Source organism: Acidaminococcales bacterium, from assembly GCA_031290885.1.
In the GTDB taxonomy this organism is placed as follows: domain Bacteria; phylum Bacillota; class Negativicutes; order Acidaminococcales; family JAISLQ01; genus JAISLQ01.
In genome coordinates this window covers 1-20,577 of the sequence record JAISLQ010000068.1, presented here as the reverse complement: position 1 = coordinate 20,577, position 20,577 = coordinate 1, and the positions used below count along the sequence as shown (strand labels likewise).

Annotated in this window: 18 protein-coding genes and 1 tRNA gene; 9 read left to right on the top strand and 10 right to left on the bottom strand. The window is 55.1% G+C overall.

The features are described from left to right. Positions 1-127: 127 nt before the first annotated feature. Together LBO03_08475 and LBO03_08470 are read left to right on the top strand one after the other, a co-directional pair. Positions 128-367, top strand: coding sequence for a transposase (locus LBO03_08475; GenBank protein MDR3349610.1), 240 nt, complete (start codon positions 128-130; stop codon positions 365-367). Between the two features lie 77 nt (positions 368-444). Next, a complete protein-coding gene (locus LBO03_08470) occupies positions 445-834 on the top strand; it encodes a hypothetical protein (protein ID MDR3349609.1) in 390 nt (129 codons plus the stop codon). Between the two features lie 324 nt (positions 835-1,158). On the opposite strand, the gene LBO03_08465 is transcribed toward LBO03_08470, so the two are convergent. The 3 genes from LBO03_08465 to LBO03_08455 all read right to left on the bottom strand — a co-directional run bounded on the left by LBO03_08465 (position 1,159) and on the right by LBO03_08455 (position 6,719). Continuing rightward, entirely contained in the window at positions 1,159-2,493 is a 1,335-nt protein-coding gene (locus LBO03_08465; protein ID MDR3349608.1) for a leucine-rich repeat domain-containing protein, read from the bottom strand. Positions 2,494-3,082: 589 nt separating this feature from the next. Next, entirely contained in the window at positions 3,083-3,418 is a 336-nt protein-coding gene (locus tag LBO03_08460) for a cupin domain-containing protein (protein MDR3349607.1), read from the bottom strand. A 46-nt stretch (positions 3,419-3,464) separates the two neighbouring features. Continuing rightward, entirely contained in the window at positions 3,465-6,719 is a 3,255-nt protein-coding gene (locus LBO03_08455; GenBank protein ID MDR3349606.1) for a transporter substrate-binding domain-containing protein, read from the bottom strand. A 249-nt stretch (positions 6,720-6,968) separates the two neighbouring features. Here LBO03_08455 and LBO03_08450 point away from each other — a divergent pair, with 249 nt between their 5' ends. Continuing rightward, positions 6,969-8,201: a CoA transferase gene (locus LBO03_08450; GenBank protein MDR3349605.1), complete on the top strand. Its 1,233-nt coding sequence runs from the start codon at positions 6,969-6,971 to the stop codon at positions 8,199-8,201. 415 nt (positions 8,202-8,616) lie between these two features. Here LBO03_08450 and LBO03_08445 read toward each other — a convergent pair whose 3' ends face one another. Then, complete coding sequence (locus LBO03_08445) at positions 8,617-9,252, bottom strand: hypothetical protein (protein MDR3349604.1); 636 nt, start codon at positions 9,250-9,252, stop codon at positions 8,617-8,619. 170 nt (positions 9,253-9,422) lie between these two features. On the opposite strand from LBO03_08445, the gene LBO03_08440 reads away from it, so the two are divergent. Beyond that, a complete protein-coding gene (locus LBO03_08440; GenBank protein MDR3349603.1) occupies positions 9,423-9,773 on the top strand; it encodes a hypothetical protein in 351 nt (116 codons plus the stop codon). 63 nt (positions 9,774-9,836) lie between these two features. Here the strand turns inward: LBO03_08440 and LBO03_08435 are convergent, their stop codons facing one another. From LBO03_08435 to LBO03_08425, 3 genes are read right to left on the bottom strand one after another with little or no spacing between them, the layout of a single operon-like run. After that, entirely contained in the window at positions 9,837-10,202 is a 366-nt protein-coding gene (locus tag LBO03_08435) for a DUF1667 domain-containing protein (GenBank protein ID MDR3349602.1), read from the bottom strand. Between the two features lie 4 nt (positions 10,203-10,206). After that, positions 10,207-11,469 carry an FAD-dependent oxidoreductase gene (locus LBO03_08430; GenBank protein MDR3349601.1) on the bottom strand — a complete coding sequence of 421 codons (1,263 nt, stop codon included), beginning with the start codon at positions 11,467-11,469 and terminating at the stop codon, positions 10,207-10,209. A 2-nt stretch (positions 11,470-11,471) separates the two neighbouring features. Beyond that, positions 11,472-12,923 carry an NAD(P)/FAD-dependent oxidoreductase gene (locus tag LBO03_08425; GenBank protein MDR3349600.1) on the bottom strand — a complete coding sequence of 484 codons (1,452 nt, stop codon included), beginning with the start codon at positions 12,921-12,923 and terminating at the stop codon, positions 11,472-11,474. A gap of 113 nt (positions 12,924-13,036) precedes the next feature. On the opposite strand from LBO03_08425, the gene LBO03_08420 reads away from it, so the two are divergent. Together LBO03_08420 and LBO03_08415 are read left to right on the top strand one after the other, a co-directional pair. Then, positions 13,037-13,732, top strand: coding sequence for an MgtC/SapB family protein (locus tag LBO03_08420; protein MDR3349599.1), 696 nt, complete (start codon positions 13,037-13,039; stop codon positions 13,730-13,732). A 47-nt stretch (positions 13,733-13,779) separates the two neighbouring features. Continuing rightward, complete coding sequence (locus tag LBO03_08415; GenBank protein ID MDR3349598.1) at positions 13,780-14,607, top strand: HAD-IIA family hydrolase; 828 nt, start codon at positions 13,780-13,782, stop codon at positions 14,605-14,607. Positions 14,608-14,811: 204 nt separating this feature from the next. Here LBO03_08415 and LBO03_08410 read toward each other — a convergent pair whose 3' ends face one another. After that, entirely contained in the window at positions 14,812-16,551 is a 1,740-nt protein-coding gene (locus LBO03_08410; GenBank protein MDR3349597.1) for a methyl-accepting chemotaxis protein, read from the bottom strand. Between the two features lie 440 nt (positions 16,552-16,991). Beyond that, positions 16,992-17,066 (bottom strand) — tRNA-Cys (locus LBO03_08405). A gap of 194 nt (positions 17,067-17,260) precedes the next feature. On the opposite strand from LBO03_08405, the gene metA reads away from it, so the two are divergent. After that, positions 17,261-18,187 (top strand): homoserine O-succinyltransferase, encoded by a 927-nt coding sequence (metA, locus tag LBO03_08400; GenBank protein MDR3349596.1) that lies wholly within the window; start codon positions 17,261-17,263, stop codon positions 18,185-18,187. Positions 18,188-18,216: 29 nt separating this feature from the next. On the opposite strand, the gene LBO03_08395 is transcribed toward metA, so the two are convergent. Further along, on the bottom strand, positions 18,217-18,735 hold the full coding sequence (locus LBO03_08395) for a hypothetical protein (GenBank protein MDR3349595.1): 519 nt from the start codon (positions 18,733-18,735) through the stop codon (positions 18,217-18,219). Positions 18,736-18,872: 137 nt separating this feature from the next. Between LBO03_08395 and dat the strand changes: the two genes are divergently transcribed. Both dat and LBO03_08385 read left to right on the top strand, forming a co-directional pair. Continuing rightward, a complete protein-coding gene (gene dat / locus LBO03_08390) occupies positions 18,873-19,751 on the top strand; it encodes a D-amino-acid transaminase (protein ID MDR3349594.1) in 879 nt (292 codons plus the stop codon). A 107-nt stretch (positions 19,752-19,858) separates the two neighbouring features. Further along, a partial coding sequence (locus tag LBO03_08385; GenBank protein MDR3349593.1) for an MFS transporter occupies positions 19,859-20,577 on the top strand: 719 nt, incomplete at its 3' end.

Below are 20,577 nucleotides of genomic sequence, written 5' to 3'. Positions count from 1 at the left end.
AGCGGACGGCAAGGTTCTCTGCCTTGCGTTTGCCGACAGGAAACGGCACGACTTGCGTCTTTTCAAGGAATCCGGCGCACATGCGAAATCGGGAACCGTACTTGAGGCCGACACAGGGCGTTAAGGGATGGCAAATATCCACTTCAATTGCGTACTGCCCAAGAAGCGTTTCAAACTAAGACCTTTGAGCAAGGCAGACAAGCTCCGCAACCACGACATTTCAAGCCGGCGTGTGCTAAGCGAGCATGTGATTGGCTTTGTCAAGCGGTTCAGAATCGTTGCTGAACATTACCGTAACCGCAGAAAACGCTTCCCTCTCCGCTTCAGCTTGATTTGTGGGTTGTGTAACTTTGACAGAGCCGTTTAGGTTGCGCAGGAAGTCCATTTCCTGTCGCCGGGGAAAACGGCTCGGCTCTTGAGGAGCTTGTAGGCGGCCGCCAGGTCATGAGGGTATACAATTCGGCGGGCCTGGCCTGCGCGCTGTCATCTAACGGCGGCGGCTTTGCCGCCTGCACGGGGCTTTATTTAGTGTCGGCATCCAAAATGGGCATTGGACTCCGGGAAACTGTGGACTGCCTTGTCGCCAGCTACGGCAAGGGGTTAGGGGCGAAACGGGGGCGGCCGGACGTACTGGTCAAGGCCGTGTCCGCCCCGGAGAAACTCAAAAAGTGGCAAAACGGTCGCCGAGCAAAGGACGAGGGCGATCCCATGTTTACATTGCCCTGTGGGGACTGCCACGGAGTCCTGCTGCCCGAGCTGCGAACCGCCAAGGGGCAAAAGAAAAAAGCGCGGGAATCCCCGCGCCTGCTGGCTGGACGAAAAAACGCAAGGTAACATTCTTTACATTCTGTTACCTTGCCGGTCCATGACTATATTTTTTTAGCTGCTGGACAAAAGATAATGGCAGCATACTGGCCTTTATGTCTATGATATGTCAGCGACCTGCGCTTGTCAATGAGTTTTTCCAGCCCGGTTACGACCTCCGAAGCAAGGCGCTCGGCCACTTCCCGGCGCGCCGGGAACGCTGTTTTACTTTGTTGCGGCGCGTCCTTCAGTCCGTTTTCACATCCCCCGTCTTGCCGCCAATGCGGCTTGCGCGATACAGCGCGCCGGCCTGCCCGATCTCGGGCGAGTCAAAATTGAACCCGTTCCTGTTTTCTACCATGTCGGTTGCCCAAACACCATACAGTCCGGCAATGCCATTTTTAGTTTGTCGATTTGCCCCTTCGCCAGCCCTGAGCCAAATCTGACGCCAAGCAATTTCAGATTCACCAGCCCCGAAAGCGGCGCAAGATCGCTGATTTTGTTGCCGCTGATATCAAGCCTTTCCAGCTTTGACAGTCTGGCCAGCGGCGCAAGGTCGCCGATTTTGTCGCCGCCGACGTCAAGTCTTTCCAGCTTTGACAGTCCGGCCAGCGGCGCGAGATCGCGGATTTTGTTGCCCGTGATATCAAGCCTGCCCAAATTCACCAGCCCCGAAAGCGGCGCGAGGCTGTCGATTTCGTCGCCCGCGATCTTGAGCCCTTCCAGATTCACCAATCCGGCCAGCGGCGCGAGGTCGCGGATTTCGTCGCTTATGATACTTAGCTCTTTTAGATTCAATAGCCCCGACAGCGGCGCGAGATCGCGGATGTTATTGTCCGTTATTTCAAGGCTTTCCAGCTTTGCCAGCCTTGCGAGCGGCGCGAGGCCGCCGATTTTGCCTCCCGCGATCTTGAGCCCTGTCAGATTCACCAGCCCGGCGAGCGGCGCGAGGTCGCTGATGTTGTTGTCGCCGATTTTGAGCCTTTCCAGCTTTGCCAGCCTTGTGAGCGGCGCGAGGTCGCCGATGTTATTGCCGCCGATGCTAAGCTCTTTTAGATCCAATAGCCCGGCCAGCGGCGCGAGATCGCGGATCTCGTCGCCCATGACGCTGAGCTCTTTTAGATTCAATAGCCCCGAAAGGGGCGCGAGGTCGCTGATTTTGTTGCCGCCTTTGATACTGAGCTCTTTTAGATTTACCAGTCCCGAAAGCGGCGCGAGGTCGCGGATTTTGTCGCCGAAAAGAAAAGAAACGCTTTCCAAATTTGTAAGCCCCGACAGCGGCACAAGCCCATCGACTTCACTCCCAATGATAAAAAGGCGTTTTAGATTCACCAGCCCCGAAAGCGGCGCAAGGTCGCGGATTTTGTCGCCGGTGATATCAAGCCTTTCCAAATTCACCAGCCCCGACAGCGGCGCAAGGTCGCCGATCTCGTCGCTCATGATGCTGAGCTCTTCCAGATTCACCAGCCCCGACAATGGCGCAAGGTCGCGGATGTTATTGCTGAAAAGAGAAAGCCTCTTCAGTTTCGTCATGTGTCCCAGCGCCACGGCATCGGCATCGGTCAGGCTGTCCAAACCAATTTCCGACTGTCCGGCGTAAAACCGCTTGCCGCCAATACGGACAAACTCCGGCGGCGCGTCCGCCGTGCCGAGGGGACATGTTGCCACAACATTGTTTTTCACGCTCATTCACGCACTCCCACGTCCTGTCGCCGCTCTGCGGCATAGGATAAATATGCCAAGCTTTCGCTTGAAATAGCTGTTTGCCTTTCCTGCCATAGGCAACCGCCCTACTTTAAAAAATGAACTTTCGGCATAAATAAAGCGCTTTTCATGCGGCGCAAAGGTCTTACAGGGCGAATAACGGCAAGCGTACGCGCAAACCGGTTTTTTGTCCGCCCTTTCCCTTAAGTAACAGAATATAAAGAATGTTACCTTGCAGTTTTCTGTTTTCCCGATAAACAGGGCGATTTATGTGCCTGCCGTTTTTTTGACTCGGGAGAAACATCTTGCCGCAAACCCGACAAACCGCTTATCAGGTGGTTATTTTTATTTATGTTAGGTAACATTCTTTATAAAATGTTGCCTGCCGGCAGTTTGCCAACGCGTAACGCTTTCCTTTTATATTTGCGCCGCGTCCGTATAGGCGCGGACGGCAATTGTTATGCAACTATTAATATTTTAGCATTAATTTAAACGCCTGTCAATGTTAGGCATGGCGGCTGGCGGCTCGGCGTTTGCGGCAGTTTTTTCTGTTTCGGCCGACGCCGCTTTATGTTCAACGGATGGCGGGGCTGAAGGTACAGAAAAGCACCAGCAATTCGCGGCCGGTGTTTCTTAAAGCGTGAACCGTGCCTTGCGGCGCCCTGAAAGCGTCTCCTTTTTTAATCGTCCGCCATTCGTCAGCGTCGAGAAATTCCCCTTCGCCGGCGGCGCAGTAGAAAAATTCCGTGCTGTTTTCGTGCGCATGCGGCAAAATCGCAAATCCGGGCACGATAATGGTTTCTTGGTTGCTGATTGCGCCGCCGTCCGCCCCGGAATAGAAAAATTTCACGAATACGCCTTCGTGCGCGGGATTTTTGACGAATTCCCCATTGCTTAAAAGATTTGACATTGCCTGTCCCCCTCAAATGCGGTTAAAACGGCAAACCCGGCTGCGCTTAGGGCCGACCGAGTATTTCGGTGATTGTTTTCAGCACCAGGCCGATGTCAATCGGTTTGGAAAGATGCCCGTTCATGCCGGCGGCGATGGCCTTGTTGACGTCTTCTTGGTAGGCGTTGGCGGTCATGGCGACGATCGGGACGGTTTTGGCGTCTTCGCGCGGCAGTTGGCGGATATGCGCAGTAGCTTCATAGCCGTCCATTTCCGGCATTTGTATGTCCATGAAAATAAGCGAGTAATAGCCGACTGTTGAAGCGGCAAACATTTCCACCGCCTGCTTGCCGTCCTTGGCCTCTTCAATGGCGATATGAGTGGCCGCGAGCAGTTCTTTTAAGATTATCCTGTTTATTTCGACGTCCTCGGCCAGCAAAAGCCGGCTGCCCACAAAATCAAGTTCGCCGCCTTCTTCTTCCGGCGCGGGTTCAGACAGCGCCGCGGCGGCTTTGGGGAAGGTCAGTTCAAAGCTGAAGACGGAACCGACCCCCGACCGGCTTTCTACGCAGATATTGCCGCCCATGAGATTGACAAGGTTCTGGCTGATCGCCAGCCCCAAGCCGGTGCCGCCGAAACGGGCGGCAATCGAATTGTCGGTTTGCTCGAAGGCGATGAAGAGTTTTTCCATTTGCTCCGGCGTCATGCCGATGCCGTTATCGGAGAGGACGAAGCGCAAGCTGATTTGTTGGTCGTCATCTTGCAGCGTTTCCACTTGCAGTTTGACTTCGCCCAGCGCCGGGGTGAATTTTACCGCGTTGCCGAGAATGTTGATAAGCACTTGGTTAAGCCGCAGTTTGTCGCCGACTAGGGCAAGGTTCGGCAGGGAGGCGATGTTGTTTTGGAAATTGACGGACTTTTCCTTGCAGCGCTGCGAAATGATGCTGGATACTTCCGAAAGCGCGCCGACCAATTTAAAAGGTTCCCGGGATATTTCAAATTTGCCCGATTCTATCTTGGACATATCAAGCACATCATTGATCAAGCCCAACAGGTGGCTGGAAGCGGTAGTTATTTTGTCGATGGAAGCGAGCGCCTTGCCTTTGTCGTCGATGGAATTGCGGGCGATATGGGTCATGCCGATGATCGCGTTCAGCGGCGTCCTTATTTCATGGCTTATGCGCGCAAGGAAATCGCTTTTTGCCTTGGACGCGACATTGGCGGCCGCCTCAATCGCCTTGCGCTCGGTAATGTCGCGCGCTATGCCCATGACCCCTGTCGCGTCGCCGTTTTGTATGAACGGCGTTTTGATTACCTCGAATAGCCGCGACGTTTTGGCGCTTTCGGAATAGATTTCTTCTTCGATTGACCGTGTCTCCAGCGTGTCCATGATAAATTTGTCCATTTCGAAATATTTGTCGTACTGCTGTTTGCGTTCCGGGCCGAAAAGCTCATAGTCGGCCCTGCCGATAATGTCTTCGCGCCTTAGGCTCATATAACGCGCGAAACTGCTGTTGCATTGGATGTAGCGGCCTTGCGCGTCTTTGACAAACATCAGGTCGGGAATGGCGGAAAATATCGTTGACAAAGTCGAGGTCTGCACTTCAAGCTCATGCGTGCGTTCGCGGACAAGCTGCGCCAAGTTCCCGCTCAATTTGCGGTTATGCGCGTACAGTATGCAGATGCCGACCAAAGACGTCGCCAAGACAACGATAAAGGCAAAAATGTAGGGGGTAACATAGTTGAAAAATTTATCGCGGTAGTCAAATACTTTTCTTATCCATTGGTCGTTTATTTTGCCGACCGGAACAAATTTCTGGGCTTTGCAGACGATTGCCTTGAGCTTGCCTTCGTCATAGTTGAAACCAAATTTGTAGAATATGTCGCTTTCAAAGACAATGCTCGCCTTAAAGCCGAATTTTTCGCGGTAATTGCCCTGTTGGAGCAGCATGTCGCGCGAAGCCAGAAAAAAATCTATTTCGCCCGAACGCAAAGCGTTAAAGGCCTGATCGGAGGTATCGTAATAAATGGCGTTGGTGCGGCCATAAAACCATTCATTGTATATGGCCGCTTGTACGCTGTCGCGGATCAGGCCGACTCGGTAGTTAAGTATTTGATTGATCTGTATGTCGTGATGCCCGGCGGCAGCAAGCAAGGCGCACTTATCCACGGCAAAGGCCTCGTCGCCCCAAAGGTTGGAATTATACTGCCCGGACGGTTTTACCAGCGACGTGGCCAAAGAAGCCTGGCCGCTCATCAAGATAGCCGTGATCTCGGGCAGGGAAAGGCCCGGCTTGTTGACCGGAACAAATTTAAGGCCGGATATGGATCCTATCTCATTAAGGACGTCGATCGCCACGCCCTGAAATTCTTTTTCCGTGTCGTTGTAAAAGCTAACCGGATAATTGTCCGACTCCGCGACGATTTTAACTTCGCCGCCTTGCGCCGCCAGATTTTTCAAGTATTCTTTTTCCCCGGCGTCCAGCTCCGCATAAAATCTATGGCGGATATAGGCGCGGGCGCACTCCGCGTACAGGCGCTCGATATAGTTTATGCCGCCGTTTTGCGCGTATTTTTGCATTACGTCTATGACGGGCTTTAATTCGGGATTGGCCGTAGACAGGGAAATGGGCGAATAGATAAGAGGGAAATAGGTCTGCGCTTTGATAAGATCATAAGGCTCAAAATAAAAAGCGGACGCATCGTCTCCCAAAAAAGCGTCGGCTGCGTGGGCAAGCAGGCTTTCGGCGGCCTTTCGGTAGTCGTCCGCGAAAGAAATCTCCACGGGAAAATCAATAATCCTTTTCAGTTGCTCGCCGGTAATCGTCCTGTGGAGGAAAAGAAGGCGAACTGGGCGGGTTTTGGCTATTTCCCTAATGTCGGGCGCGCCGCGCAGGGTGAATATTTTAATCGTGCGCTCGTACAGCGCGCCGGTCATGAAATAGCGCAGCCGCCGCTCTGGGTTCGCGCTGAGTTCGCCGGCGAAATCCAGTTTGTTGTTCTCCAAGTCTTGCAGCAATTTGTTCCAATCATAAAAGCGATGTTCAAATTTTACGCCGAAAATATCCGTAAGCATAGCGGCAAGCTTTATGGCAAACCCGTCAGCGGCGCCTTCGGTTTCAAACGCTTCGCTGCTGCGCAGGGTGCCGTAAGTCAGTGTTCCGTATTTTGCCTTAATTGCCTCGATTGCGTCTATCTCGTCTTGCGTAACTCCCGGTATGGATTTATAATCGTTCGGGCGATCCGGCAAAGCCGCAAAAGCGGGCAGGCCGGAAAGCAAAAACCACAAACCCGCCATTATAGTTACTGACAGTTTTTTCACAAAAACCAACTCATTTCACCAGATTAGCGCGAAAAATCATGGCGATTTTTGTGCCGCATGGCCGCCGCTGGAACAATAGGCCGGATTCAGTTCAACGTTGAACGATAAAATTGTTTGCATGTTGAAAGTTCCCTTGCGGCAAAAGACGTTTCAAGATGTCCTTTGGTGTGCCCGTTGGCAATAAGTGGTATAATGACATATTATCTATTATCTATTTTAACACATTATTTGACCTCCCGGCAGTTTTTTGTGAAAGCCGCCGCGCCTTTGCGCGGCGGCGACAATGGGAAAAGGAGTGATTTTCAGATGATCATGGCGCTAAAAAACATAAAAGTGCTTGACCTGACCAAACTTTTGCCCGGCAATTATTGCGGCATGCTGCTGGCGGACTACGGCGCCGAGGTAATCAAGGTGGAGCGGCCGGACGCCCCGGATCCGCTGCGCTTTTTCCAGCCGCTGAAAGCCGGGCTGAGTTACTGGCATTTGACGCTTAACCGCGGAAAAAAAAGCCTTTGCCTTGATTTTAAAAGGGAAGAAGGGCGCCGGATTTTTTTATCTTTGGCGCGGCAGGCGGACATATTGCTGGAGTCGTCAAGGCCGGGGTCGATGGCGCGAATTGGCCTGGACTACGGCGCCCTGCGGGAAGTCAATCCGCGCCTGATATACTGTTCTTTGTCAGGCTACGGGCAGACGGGAAAGTTCAGCGCCCGGGCGGCCCACGACATCAACGCGCTCGGCTTGGCCGGCATCAATCATCAGGAAGGGGGGGGCGATCCTTTTATATACAACGTGCAGTTGGCGGGGCTGAGCGCGGCGCTGGAGGCGGCGTTCGCCGTACTGGCGGCAGTCTGCGCCCGCGCCCTTACAGGCCGGGGGCAAGCGGTCGATATCTCGCTTATGCGTTCCGCTCTGTCTTTGCTGCCGGTAAATTTTGCCAATTATATGGGCGAGAAGGATACCGGCGTTCCCATGTACCCGCGGCGCGCGCCGAACTACTGCACATACCGCACCGGAGACGGCGGGCATTTTACCGTAGCCGCCATGGAAATGAAGTTCTGGCGGAGGTTTTGCGAATTGCTGGAGGTTCCCGAGCTGGAAAAGGACATTGCCGACGTCAACGCCCATCCCGCTTTGTTCAGGCGCATTGGCGATATATTCGCGCAAAAGGCGCGGGCGGAGTGGGAAGAAATATTTGCCGGGGAAGACATTTGCGTAACGCCTGTTTATAGTTTGCGCGAAATGATGGAAAAAGGAGTTTTGGCGGAAAACGGCATGCTGCTTAATTTGGCCGACAAACAGCTTGGCGGTTACCGGCAGCTCAACTGCCCGGCGGTTTTGTCGGAAACGCCGGGAATCCCCGGCGCGCGGGCGCGGCATCTGGGCGAGGACAACTGCGCGGTGCTTGAAAGCTTGGGCTTTTCAGGCGACGAAATAGCAAGGCTGCGCGAAAAAGGAACAATCGCGCAAAAAGATCCTGAATAAAAGCCCGGGATGAAGGCCGAAGGCCGGCGGCGTCCCCAAAACAACCGGCGCCGGCGCGCATGTTTGGCTGGGCAAAAGACGCGGCCGCTTTGCTCGAAGGCCGCGCCGAACCTACGGGCCCGCTGGCGTTTTGCGCTGCGCCTGACGAAAAAATTCACTCAAAATCCGAACATTTCCGACAGCGTTGGCAGGCTCTGAAACGGCGGCAAAAAAAATCAGCCGCAAGGCGCGGCTGGCCGTTGGAAGGCATCGGGGGAAACGATGCCTTGGGGCGCGGGCTCAAGCCGCGAGAGCAATGCGCCGGACCGCAAGGCACTATGCGCGATGCTCATATTTAAATAAAGAAACCAAACGGATTGCGGGCGCAGGCCATCTTGAACAGCGGGGCGTCCCGCCTGTTCAATATGGCGGACATTCAGCCGGCTTTTTGCGCGTTGGCCGTAACGCTGATCGACCGGAATATTTTTGTGATCATTTCATCGGACAATCCGTCCTTTTCCCTGAAGGTCGCCTTCAGGGACCATATGGAGCCTTGGAACGCCAGATGCAGCACCCTTTGCATATAATTTTCGCCGCGCAGTTTGTAACGGCTGGCAACTTCCATCGCCTTGGTTTTGCCTATGGTTACATAGCGCTTTTGATAGGCGAGATTAGACAAGAGTTCGTTTTTTTTCAGCGTCGATATCGTAACGTCGGACATATTTTCTATGTTGGGCGACCAATCGCTTTGCAATATTTCCGTACGGAAGGTTACGGAATATACATAAAGCATAAAATCATCGTTGTGCCCAAAAAAAGCCTTGGTGCTCCGCACATAAAACCTGATTTCCGGATCTATCGTGAAGCTGGGGTCTTCCGCCGCGGTAAAAGGCAGATCCAATGTTATGGCGGAATTGTGCGCCGCCAATTCCGTTTTTGTCCAAACAACGTCAGGTCCCCGGTTTTTCATCTTAAACGCGAGAAGGGACGAAAATACGCAGGTAGCCAGCAATATTGCCGCCAGCAACACATAAAGGAAAAAATTTTTTGGCCAAGGAAATGGGAAAAACATGAACTGTCTCCTTTGGAAAGGCTATGGCCTTAGGGGAGCGGGCGCGCCCGCGCGCCCCTCCTTCTGTTTGGGGCCGGGAAGAAGGCCGCGCAGCGCAACATTTACAATTGCCGCGCGTTTGTGGTAAAATAGCGTCATAGCCGTTTATTTGTTGGGGAGGGACTTATTGCATGAACAATCTGATGAAAGAAACCAGCATAGAATATTTAGCGAAACTAATTAAAGCACAGGAAGAAAGCGCGAAAAATGAAGATCTGAAAAATTGCCCTATCGTTTATACCCACGTGGAAGGTTACAGCAAAGAAAAATCTCTTTACGAATTGCGGATATTCATGGCGCTCGGCAAATATATCAAAGACATAACTGTCGATGCGGCGTTTGCCTGCGGGTACGCGCACAACAACAAACGGCTGTTCTATGAGGCGAAAGGCGGCGAGGATCCTGAGGAAGCGGTAGCGCGCGCGCTCGGCGCGGCACTTTACGGCGGCAACGAGGAAGCTGTCTGTTACATGAAAATTTAATCGCGGCTTCCTTCGGCCTTTTTCTTTGCCGCCCGCCGGCTATGGAAAAAGGCTTTTTTCTCGTCAGTCCATGCTTCTGGAGGAAACGATATTTACCCCCAGACCGAGAATGTCATGGACAACCACCTGGCCGGCGCTCACCGGCGCGCTGACTTCAATCGAGCGCAAAAACAAAGCGCAGTCAAGTATCTTTTCCTTGGGCAGCGTTTTTTCGGAGACCACGGGCAGAAGCGGCAGGAAGGCGTTTTTTATCTTCACCGTTGAAGAAAGCACGCGCCGGGGCGCGGTAAGTTCGCTGCGGGCGTATGTTTCGCCGCGCGGGCAAGAATTGCCGCCGACCGACAATATTTCCCCGTCCTGTATCTGCGCCCACAGGCGGCAGCCCAAAGGACAGACGACGCAGTTTAGGCATTTTGTTTCAACCGCCATTGTATCACCCCTGCCTGAGCCGTATATCTATATGGCCGGCTGTTTCGGGCAGCCTGTCCGTTTCCAGGTCGGCAACGATCATCTCGCTTGGCCGCGCCGCCGGCAAAGCCCGCGAAAAAACGACCCGGCCGCCGGCCGCCGCTTCAAGAATTGGTTTTTCTTTGGGGCGGCTGGCCCTGGCAAACAGCTTGATGTTTTGGGGGCCGCCGGAAATGTTTAAGAACTGCGGCACGACCGTGCGCAGCCCGTCGCCGGGAATTACCGGGAGAGAGCGCCCGCGCGCGCCGGATTGCCCGGATGCGTAAAGCGCGGCGGCGCGGCCGGCAATCGCCCCTTCCTCGGACGCGAAGTCGGCCAAGTCATGCACGTGCAGTACGTTGCCGGCGGCGAATACGCCGGGGCGTTCGGTTTGCCTGTCCTGCCCGACGCGCGGGCCGCCGGTCAGGGGATCAAGCGGCAGCCCCATCTGCCGGGAAAGTTCGTTTTCCGGTATAAGCCCCACAGACAAAAGCACCGTGTCACATTCCAAATAAAACTCCCCGCCCGCTACCGGCCGGAAGGCTTCGTCCACTTTCACGCAGGTAACGCCGGTTACCCGGTCGCGGCCGTGGATGGCGGAAATGGTGTGCGAAAGGTAAAGCGGTATGCCATAGTCGTCCAAACACTGCGCAATGTTGCGCAAAAGCCCGTTTGACCAAGGGGCTATTTCCAGGCAGGCCCGGACGCGCACCCCCTCTATGCTCAGGCGGCGGGCCATGATCAGGACGATGTCGCCGGAGCCGAGTATCACCGCCGTATTGCCGGGCAGCGCCCCTTCCATGTTGACCATGCGCTGCGCCGCCCCGGCGGTGAACACCCCCGCCGGCCTGGTGCCGGCGATCCGCACGGCGCCGCGCGCGCGCTCGCGGCAGCCCATAGCCAAAACGACGGCGCCGGCTTTTATTGCCACAATCCCGCGCGGCCCGCTGGTTACGACCGTATTGCCGCCTTGTACGGCGAGTGCCATAGTATCGGTGTAGACGCGGACGCCGGGCAGACGTTTCAGCGGGAGGATGCAGCGCTCGGCGTAGGCCGGGCCGGTCAGTTCCTCATTGAAATGCCGCAGGCCGAAGCCACTATGTATGCACTGCTGCAATATTCCGCCCAATTCGCGATCGCGCTCAATAACGGCGACTTCGCCCGCGCCCGCTTGCGCCGCCGCTTTAGCCGCGGCCAGCCCGGCCGGCCCGCCGCCGACGATGGCGACGGCACATTCTTTTGTCTCCAAAACTAAATCCTCTCGCTGCCGTGTTTGGCAAAATATAATACCGACGCGGACGACTCTTTGACAATCGCGGTCAGGCCAATGCCCAGTTCCCGGGCAAGGATGGCCGCGACGCGCGGGCCGCAGAACCCGCCCTGGCAACGGCCGAAACCGGCGCGGACGCGCCTTTTTACTCCGTCTACGGTCCGGGCCCCGCAAATCGAATGGATGGCGGCCACTATTTCTCCTTCGCTGACTGTTTCGCAACGGCAGACGATCCGGCCGAAAGCCGGATTGTCCTTGATAAGGCTGTCTTTTTGCCGGTCGCTTAGCCGGCGCGTTTGTATTTTTGCCGGCAGGCGGCCGTTGAAATCGCTTTTTCCCGACATTTTCAGCCCGGCTTCTTGCAAGAGCCCGGCGACCATCTCCGCCACCGCCGGAGCCGCGGTCAGCCCCGGCGACTGCATTCCGGCCGCCTGCACGAGCCCGCGCGTTACGGACGAATTTTCCACAATAAAGTCGTCCGTATCGGAAACTGCGCGCAAGCCGGAAAATTGCGCAATAACGGAAGAAAGCGGCAAATCCGGGATTATATTTTTCGCGGTTTGCGCCACGAAGTCCAGACCGCCGCCGGTTGTGCCGGTATCGGCGCGGCAGTCTACGTCCTGCGCGTTAGGGCCGATGAAACATTCCCCGTTGTACGTGGAGGCGACCAGCACCCCTTTGCCGTGCGGCCCGGGCGTAGGAAAAACGACCGAATTGACCAAGCTCTTTGCAACCGCGCGGTCAAAAACCAGATATTCGCCCCGGCGCGGCATAATGGCGAAACTCGCATCGCCGGCCAGCCCGCTTACCTTGTCGGCGTCAAGGCCGGCCGCGTTTACGGCGTAACAGGTAACGATCTTGCCTTTGTTGGTATGGACGGCGCGAATCCGGCCGCCTTTGACCTCAAATCCTTCCGCTTCGCAGTCAAGCATTATCCGCGCGCCGTTTTGCGCGGCACATTCGGCAAAGGCGATCGCGGCGGCAAAAGGAGAAATGACGCCGGCCGTCGGCGCGTAAAGGGCGGTTTTTATGTCTTTGGCGAGATTTGGCTCGCGCCGGAAGATTTCATCGCCTGCAAGCAAAGCGAGGCCGGGCACTCCGTTTTGCGCGCCGCGCGCGATAAGTCCTTTGAGGGCGGCTGTCTCCTCTTCGGTCTTGGCCACGACCAGGGAGCCCGTCCAGCGGATTTGTAGCCCAAGCTCTTCCTCCAACTGACGGTACAAAAAATTGCCGCGCACGTTGGCGCGCCCCTTGACGCTGCCCGGCGCGGGGTCAAAGCCGGCGTGCAGTATGCCGCTGTTGGCCTTGGTCGTCCCGGTTGACAAGTCGGGCGCTTTTTCAATCAGCGTTACCGAAAGCTGATATTTTGACAACTCACGCGCTATGGCGGCGCCAACGATTCCGCCGCCGATAACGACGACGTCGGCCGTCATGGCGTTTCGCATCTTAATCGCTCGTCTTTCTTGCTAAAATGAATATTTTTCTGTTCTATCCGCAAAAATTTGCTATAATAAAGCAAAATTAAAAATCACGCAGGTGGGACGCCATGACGATATTTACTTACGAAGAATCGCAAATGATCATGAGGCTGGTCCTGGCCTGCGTCCTCGGCGGGCTTATCGGGCTGGAAAGGGCAAGCGGGGACCGGCCGGCCGGCTTTCGCACCCATACTTTGGTTTGCATGGGTTCCTGCCTGTTCATGCTGGTATCCATTTACGGTTTCGCCGGCATGGGGACGGTGCGCGACCCCGCGCGGCTGGCGGCCCAGGTGGTCAGCGGCATAGGGTTTCTCGGCGCCGGCACTATTTTGCACGAAGGCGTCAATGTCAAAGGGCTGACAACTGCGGCCAGCATCTGGATGATATCGGCCATCGGGCTGGCGGTGGGCGCGGGGCTTTACAGCATAGGCGTGTTCGCTACCGCGCTCATGCTAAGCACGCTGCTCTTTCTTGGCCGCTGGGGCAGGATTGTCAATTTTGCCAGGCACAGCGAACTTTACCTGCTTACGATAAAAGCCGAAGACCGGCCGGGCAATATAGAAAAAATCACGGAACACCTGCGCATTGACGGCGCAAAAATAAAAAGCGTCAACATTAAACGCGACCTGATGAAAGAAACGATCGCGCTCAGCATCCAAGTGCGCATCGCCAACGAAAAAATCGACTGTTTTAACGACATCTTGGCGGAGATCAAAAATTTCGCCAGCGTTACCGGCTTGGAAAACATCACGCAAATAAAATGACTTCTGCCAGAAACATTATAACACAAACGCGGGAGATAAAAAACAAATTGAATGTAAATATGAAAAAGCGCCTGGCCAAAATCAAATGCTTCCTTTTTGACATGGACGGCACCATTTGCCTCGGCGACCGGCCCTTGCCGGGCGCGGCGGAAACCTTGGCCGCGCTGAAGGCCGCCGGGCTCAAATATTGTTTTCTCACCAACAATTCTTCGCGCTCCCCCGTTTATTACCGGAACAAACTGCGCAAGATGGGCATTGAAACAAAAAGCGCGGACATAATAATATCGTCCCACGCGCTTGTTGACTATCTGTCCGGGCAGCCCGGGCGGAGACTGTTTGTGCTTGGCGTCGCGGCGCTCAAAAACCTTTTGCGCCGGGAAGGGCACACGGTCGTTGAGGAGGCCGGCCGCGCCGTCGATTACGTGGTCGTCGGGTTTGACACCGGGCTGAACTATAAAAAGCTTGCCACCGCCTGCCAGTACGTGGACGGCGGCGCGCCCTACATCGCCACGCACCCTGACGTGCGCTGCCCGCTGGAAGGCGGCAAATACATTCCCGACTGCGGCAGCTTGCTGGCGCTCATCAAAGCGGCCACCGGCCAAGATTGCCTGGCGACGGCGGGAAAGCCCAGCGGCTACATGATCGCCGCCGCCTTGCGGCGCACGGGCTTTAAGCCGGAAGAACTATCCGTGGTGGGCGACCGGCTTTATACCGACATCGCTTTGGGGCGCGCCGCCGGCATATTTTCCATACTGCTGCTTTCGGGCGAGACCGGGGCAGAGGACTTGGAAAACAGCGCCTGGCAGCCCGATCTTGTATTGAACGGCATCGGCGATATGCTTGAATTATTGCAAGCGCCCGCAAGTCGCGGATGAAAGCACCGCGCTGCCGGCAAAAACCGCCGGAGGCGGACGCATGAGGCCCGCAATGGGCCGCTGGTTTTTGCATAGCGCCCCTCGGTTGTTCGGACGAAAAATATTCGGCGCGTCCCCGCAATGGCCTTTTAAAGCCGCGCGCCGCGCACGCGAAAAAATCTCCGGCGCGCCAAGAAGGCGCCGCCGGAGATTTTTTTCGGGTTTTCAGTATTTGAACTTAGAAGAAATAACGCTCAGGTCTTCCGCCATTTGCGCCAATACTTGGCTGGAAGAGGCTATTTCCTCGGTCGAGGCCGCCTGTTCCTGCGCGGCGGCGGATATGTTGGAAACTTCGCTCAGTATTATGTCCACTGCGGCCCGGACGTCGCGGGTGGACGCTTCGGTGTGTTCCCCTTCCTCCACGGTTGACTGCACGATCAACTTAACGTCGGTTATTTGTTTGGCGAGCGAGTCGATCAAGGCAGCGATTTGCACGAAAGACTGCCCCGCGCCGTTTACTTTGTCCACGCCCTGCCCGACCAGGCTGCGCTGCTCGTTCATCAGGTCAACGGTACGCTGGATGCTTTGGGTGTTTTTGGCGATAAGCCCGCCAATCTCCTGGGCGGCTTTGCCGGACTCTTCGGCCAGCTTGCGCACTTCTTCGGCGACCACGGCGAAACCCCTGCCGTGTTCGCCCGCGCGGGCGGCTTCAATGGCGGCGTTCAAAGCCAACAGGTTGGTCTGGCTGGCGATGCTTGTGATCATCTCCACTATTTCGCTTATTTTGTTGGAACTGTCTTGCAGCTCAGTTACGGCTTCGGTAACTTTCGCCGTGCCTTCGCCCAAGGAGTTTATGCTCTTGACGGCGGTTTCAACGCTTTCGTTGCCGGCGCGCGAAGTTCTGGATGTTTCATCGGCGGTGGACGCGATGCTGCCGGTAGTGTCGGCGATGTTTTTCAACGATTTCACGGAATTTTCCACCATCGACTTGGCCTGGTTCAAACTTTGGCTGGCCTTCTCGGTAGATTCCAGCATGGTGGTTGACGCGTTGGCGACTTCGCCCGAAGCGTTGGCCGTCTGATCCGCGTTGGCGTGCAGCTCCTGGCTGGAGGCGGCGATGTTTTCCGCTATGCTGCCGATGCCTTTGACCGCCGTTATGAGGGTTTCCTCCATTTTGAGCAAAGCGTTCCCCATCACGCCGAACTCGTCGCCGCGCGCGACGGTCCCCGGATTGATGCGGACGGTCAAATCATTGTTGGATATGGACAGCGCGACGGCCGTAACTTCGCTGAGCACGGTCGTTATAATGCGGGCAATATAAAGGCCAAAGGCCAACAGGATGATTACGGACAAGAAAACTGCGCCGGCCATAATCTTCAAAATTGTGGCCACGTCTTCAGCCTGCTTTTCGTCCATGTTGTCGCTCGCTTTAACCAGTATGTCGATCAGTTCGATCAAAGCCGTGTTAAGTTCGTCAAACGCTTTCAGCAAAACTTTGTCTTTATATTCGTTGAACTCCCGCAATTTGGCCGGATCGCCATTGGATTGCCTGGCCAGTTCGCGCGCCCGTTCGTTGATCGCGCGAAATTCCGTTAACTCTTTTTGCATTTTGGCCCTGGCCGCGTCTTCCGCCGCGCCAGAGGATGTGGTCTTCAAAAAGGCGGCGATGAGCTCATTGTTTTCTTTGGCGGCATGTTCCGTATCCGCGCCCAGCTGCCTGACGCGGTTGGCGTCAGTTTCCACGGCGGCATCCACAACCAAGGCGTATCTTCTCCACAAATTGCCTTTCACCTGGTTTATATAAATAATCGGGCGGACAAAGTTAGCGTCCTTGAATTCCGCGGCTTTGATGCTGTCGTTGAGAAGATACCCGCTCGCCGCGCCAATCAGGATGGTAATGAGCACCGAAACAAATATAAGGGAAAGAATTTTTGTGCGGGTCTTTAAATTTGTAAAAAATGCCATTGATAATGATCCTCCTCTCAGATCTTCGGTCATGATTTAACTTAAAAAAATGCCGTAACCATCGCGCTTTGCCGCGAAAAGACAAACCGCCGCCGCTTTCGGCAAAAAAACAATTGACGCGCGGACGCGGCTTCGCGCAAAGGAAAATCACATTGCCATCGGCAAAACCCCCTTCGACTTCAACGGCGCGGCTTCACGCAAAGGGAAACCAAACCGTTGCCCGCCGCCGGCAAGTCCCGTGCCAAATCGCCATGCCGGGCGCCATAAAATAAAATATTGACTATTGGCGCGGACGGGCATATAGTCTAAGAGTAGCGCGCCTGAAAGGGACAGGGCCGCCTTTATTTGCCGCATTTGTTTTTAATCTCGGGACGTGTTTTCGCCCATGAAAAACCTTGCTTTTCCTGCCGGCGATCGCGGCCATAGCCATAAAGATATTTTGGAGGCGGCGCCCGGAATCGAACGCGGGACTCAAAGCCTTGCGGGCTTTTGCCTTAACATTTGGCTACGCCGCCGTATGATTATTATAGCTTACTTAGGACGGCAACGCAAGACAAAATACACGCACGGGCCTAACCGTCCGCCCGGAAAGGGGAACAAGGCCCATGCTTTCCCCTCGTCGGGGCGCCGCGCGGCAGCCAGCGGACGCGCGGCGTCCCCCCTGCTGCCCAAAACCTGAATCCGCCGCTTAACGAAAGGATGATATTTTATGCCGATCAATATTCCCAACGATCTTCCGGCCGCCAGCATACTGGAAAAAGAAAACATTTTCATTATGAGCGAGAACCGCGCGCAAACCCAGGACATCAGGCCGCTGAAAATACTCCTTTTGAACCTGATGCCAGCCAAGGCCGTAACGGAAACGCAGTTCCTGCGGCTTTTGAGCAACAGTCCGCTGCAGGTGACGGTTGACTTTATCTATACCGAAAGCTACGAGCCCTCCAATACGTCGCAGGAACATTTGATAAAGTTTTACGAAACCTTCGGCTCCGTCAGGGAGCGCCTTTATGACGGCATGATCATAACCGGCGCGCCGGTTGAAAAATTGGAGTTTGAAGAAGTGGCTTACTGGCGGGAGCTTTGCGCAATAATGGAGTGGAGCAAAACCCACGTGTACTCGACCCTTCATGTTTGCTGGGGCGCGCAGGCCGGTCTGTACTATCATTACGGCATACCCAAATACATCTTGCCGCAGAAAATGTTCGGCGTGTTTGAGCACAGCAGTAACTACACGGCCAACGACAAGCTCTTTCGCGGCTTTGACGATGTTTTCTATGTGCCTCATTCCCGGCATACCGAAGTGCGCAAGGCCGACATAGAAAAAACCGGCGCATTGCGCATACTGTCGGAATCGCCCGCGTCCGGCGTCTACGCCATATCGGATGTCGAGGGCAGGCAGTTTTTTATCACCGGGCACTCGGAATACGACCCGCTGACGTTAAAGGCGGAATACGAACGGGACGTGGCCATGAACCTTAAAGTGGACATACCGGACAATTATTATCCCGGGAACGACCCGGCGCAGCCGCCGGTCGTGCGCTGGCGCAGCAGCGCGCACCTTCTTTTCAGCAACTGGCTCAATTACTACGTTTATCAGGAAACGCCCTTTGATTTGGCGCGGCTTGACAAAAAATAGCGGGCAGCTTCCCGTCCGCGCGCTTTGCTTTATAACGAGGGCTTGCAGATGACTTCATGTATTTTAGTGTCCAATATTTTGGACGAGTTGGCGGGGGTGAGGATAAGCGCCGTGTCGGCGCCGCGGCCGGTGCCGCCCAGGGCGATGATTTTCTCCCCGAAAGGGACAAGCCCGGCGTCCAGCGCCATCGTCGCCACTTCCACGCAAACTTTGGTTCCCTGCCCAAACATGCGCAAAGCTTGCGCGATGATCTCTACCGGGCCGTAGCCGCTGAATTTGGAGCTTAGCCCGCGTTCGGCGCCGGACAAGACGTGCGCGGTGGTAAGCACGGCCACGCCCTTTTGCGTGAGGCGCTCCTTGCTTTCCTGCGTATAGCCGAACTGCCCCGGCTTGATATAGCCAAAATGATGGGACACCCAAATGATCCGGGGAAATTTACCGAGCGCTTTTTCAACGGTCTCGCCGGTATTGGACGCGACGACCGCATACTCTATGCTTAGCTCCCGGCTTCGGGCGGAAGCTTTGGCAATGGTTTCCTCTGCCGACATAACAAAACATCTCCCTTTTTTGCTTTTGCGCGCGGTTTTAGGTTTTGTTTTTAAGTTAAGTTGCGCCGCGCGCTTAGATATTATATTATAATTAGAGCAGCTCCAGGTCAATAATAATTTATGCGGAGGTAAGCGAAATGAACACAGTAGCTATGTTGAACGGCCAGTTTGTCGATATAAATCAGCCGCTCATCCACATCGAGGACAGGGGATATCAGTTCGGCGACGGCGTTTATGAGGTAGTGCCGGTCATGGACGGGCGCATGGCGGGATTTGAGTACCACATGGAACGCCTTGACCGATCCCTGCGCGAGCTTAAAATACCGGCGGTATACACGCATGCGGATTTTTATGAATTTTTCGTCGCCATGATCGAAAAAGGCGAAATATACGACGGCAATATTTACCTTCAGATCACGCGCGGCGTAAGCCCGCGCCAGCACCAGTTCCCGGAGCAGACGGTTCCCGTCATGACTATGGTCGGCCGCCAGAGAAGCTATGAGAAAATTAACCGGCAATACATAGATGGCGTAGCTCTTTTGAGCATGCCGGACATCCGCTGGCACCGCTGCGACATCAAGACCATCAATCTTTTGCCCAACGCGCTGGCCAAACAAAAAGCCTTAGAGTCCGGTTTTGACGACGCGCTCTTTTACCGGGAGGGAAGCGGCCATGTTACGGAGTGTTCGTCCAGCAATTTTTACGCGGTAAAAAACGGCGTTGTCTGGACACATCCCGACAGCGACTTGATCTTGCCCGGCTGCACCAAAAGGATCATCATCCATGACTTGTGCGCCAAAATAGACGTGCCGGTGGTGGAAAAAGCCTTCAACCTTGAATTTGCCAAAGCGGCCGATGAAACGTTCATGAGCGCCGCCAGTTACTGCGGCATGCCGGTCGTAAAAATCGACAAAACGTCTGTCGGCACAGGCAAACCGGGGCCTTTGGCGCAAAAGCTCCAAGCGCAATTCAAAAAATATCTGGCGGAGCAAAAAGTCGTATTTTCTAAAAAATAAAATTTTCCGGCGGCGCCCCTGCTTAAGATATTGCCTTTGGCCGCTGGACCAATATGCCCTTTGCCGCCCGCCGCCCATAAAAGCGCGGGCTTAATACAGGAGGGACCATGCCGGACAATAACGAACAATTTGGGTTTTTTCGCCGCTGGATAATTTTTGGCACGGCGTCCACGGGAATTTTTATGGCGATGCTGTGCGCTACCAGCGTGAATGTCGCCCTGCCGATCATCGAACGGGAATTCTCCGCATCCCTGGCGAACATCCAATGGGTGGTAACGGCGTATCTATTGACCATATCCAGCGTGCTGCCGGTGTTTGGCTGGCTGGGCGACATGTTGCAGAGAAAGCGCGTCATCGCCGCCGGATTTTTCCTTTTCGGGCTGGGCGGCTTCTTGTGTTCCCAATCCACTTCGCTGAACCAGCTTATCTTCTCAAGGATTGTCCAGGGCATCGGGGCGAGCATGGAGTCGGCCAATTCTTATGCCGCCCTGACCGCCGTTTTCCCGGTCAACCAAAGGGGCAAGGTGTTCGGCATGTTGGGCACCATAGTGGCGCTCGGCTCGATCAGCGGCCCTTCCGTCGGCGGGTTTTTGCTGGAATATTTCAACTGGCATTCCATCTTTTACGTAACATTGCCCTTTTCCCTCTTGGGTGCCCTTCTCGCGCTCGTCTACATGCCCGGGGCGCAGCCGCGCAAGGCCGGCGGCTTTGACCTTGTCGGCGCGCTTTCCCTCATTTGCGCGATCGCCGCTTTTATCCTCGCGCTCAGCCAATGGGGGCGGCCGGGCTGGACGGACGCGGAAACCGCCGTTTGCGGCGCCGTTTC

Coding starts and splice junctions, on each gene's coding strand:
- LBO03_08475 (MDR3349610.1), top strand. CDS start 128: ATGGCAAATATCCACTTCAATTGCGTACTGCCCAAGAAGCGTTTCAAA.
- LBO03_08470 (MDR3349609.1), top strand. CDS start 445: ATGAGGGTATACAATTCGGCGGGCCTGGCCTGCGCGCTGTCATCTAAC.
- LBO03_08465 (MDR3349608.1), bottom strand. CDS start 2,493: ATGAGCGTGAAAAACAATGTTGTGGCAACATGTCCCCTCGGCACGGCG.
- LBO03_08460 (MDR3349607.1), bottom strand. CDS start 3,418: ATGTCAAATCTTTTAAGCAATGGGGAATTCGTCAAAAATCCCGCGCAC.
- LBO03_08445 (MDR3349604.1), bottom strand. CDS start 9,252: ATGTTTTTCCCATTTCCTTGGCCAAAAAATTTTTTCCTTTATGTGTTG.
- LBO03_08440 (MDR3349603.1), top strand. CDS start 9,423: ATGAACAATCTGATGAAAGAAACCAGCATAGAATATTTAGCGAAACTA.
- LBO03_08435 (MDR3349602.1), bottom strand. CDS start 10,202: ATGGCGGTTGAAACAAAATGCCTAAACTGCGTCGTCTGTCCTTTGGGC.
- LBO03_08425 (MDR3349600.1), bottom strand. CDS start 12,923: ATGACGGCCGACGTCGTCGTTATCGGCGGCGGAATCGTTGGCGCCGCC.
- LBO03_08420 (MDR3349599.1), top strand. CDS start 13,037: ATGACGATATTTACTTACGAAGAATCGCAAATGATCATGAGGCTGGTC.
- LBO03_08410 (MDR3349597.1), bottom strand. CDS start 16,551: ATGGCATTTTTTACAAATTTAAAGACCCGCACAAAAATTCTTTCCCTT.
- metA (MDR3349596.1), top strand. CDS start 17,261: ATGCCGATCAATATTCCCAACGATCTTCCGGCCGCCAGCATACTGGAA.
- LBO03_08395 (MDR3349595.1), bottom strand. CDS start 18,735: ATGTCGGCAGAGGAAACCATTGCCAAAGCTTCCGCCCGAAGCCGGGAG.
- dat (MDR3349594.1), top strand. CDS start 18,873: ATGAACACAGTAGCTATGTTGAACGGCCAGTTTGTCGATATAAATCAG.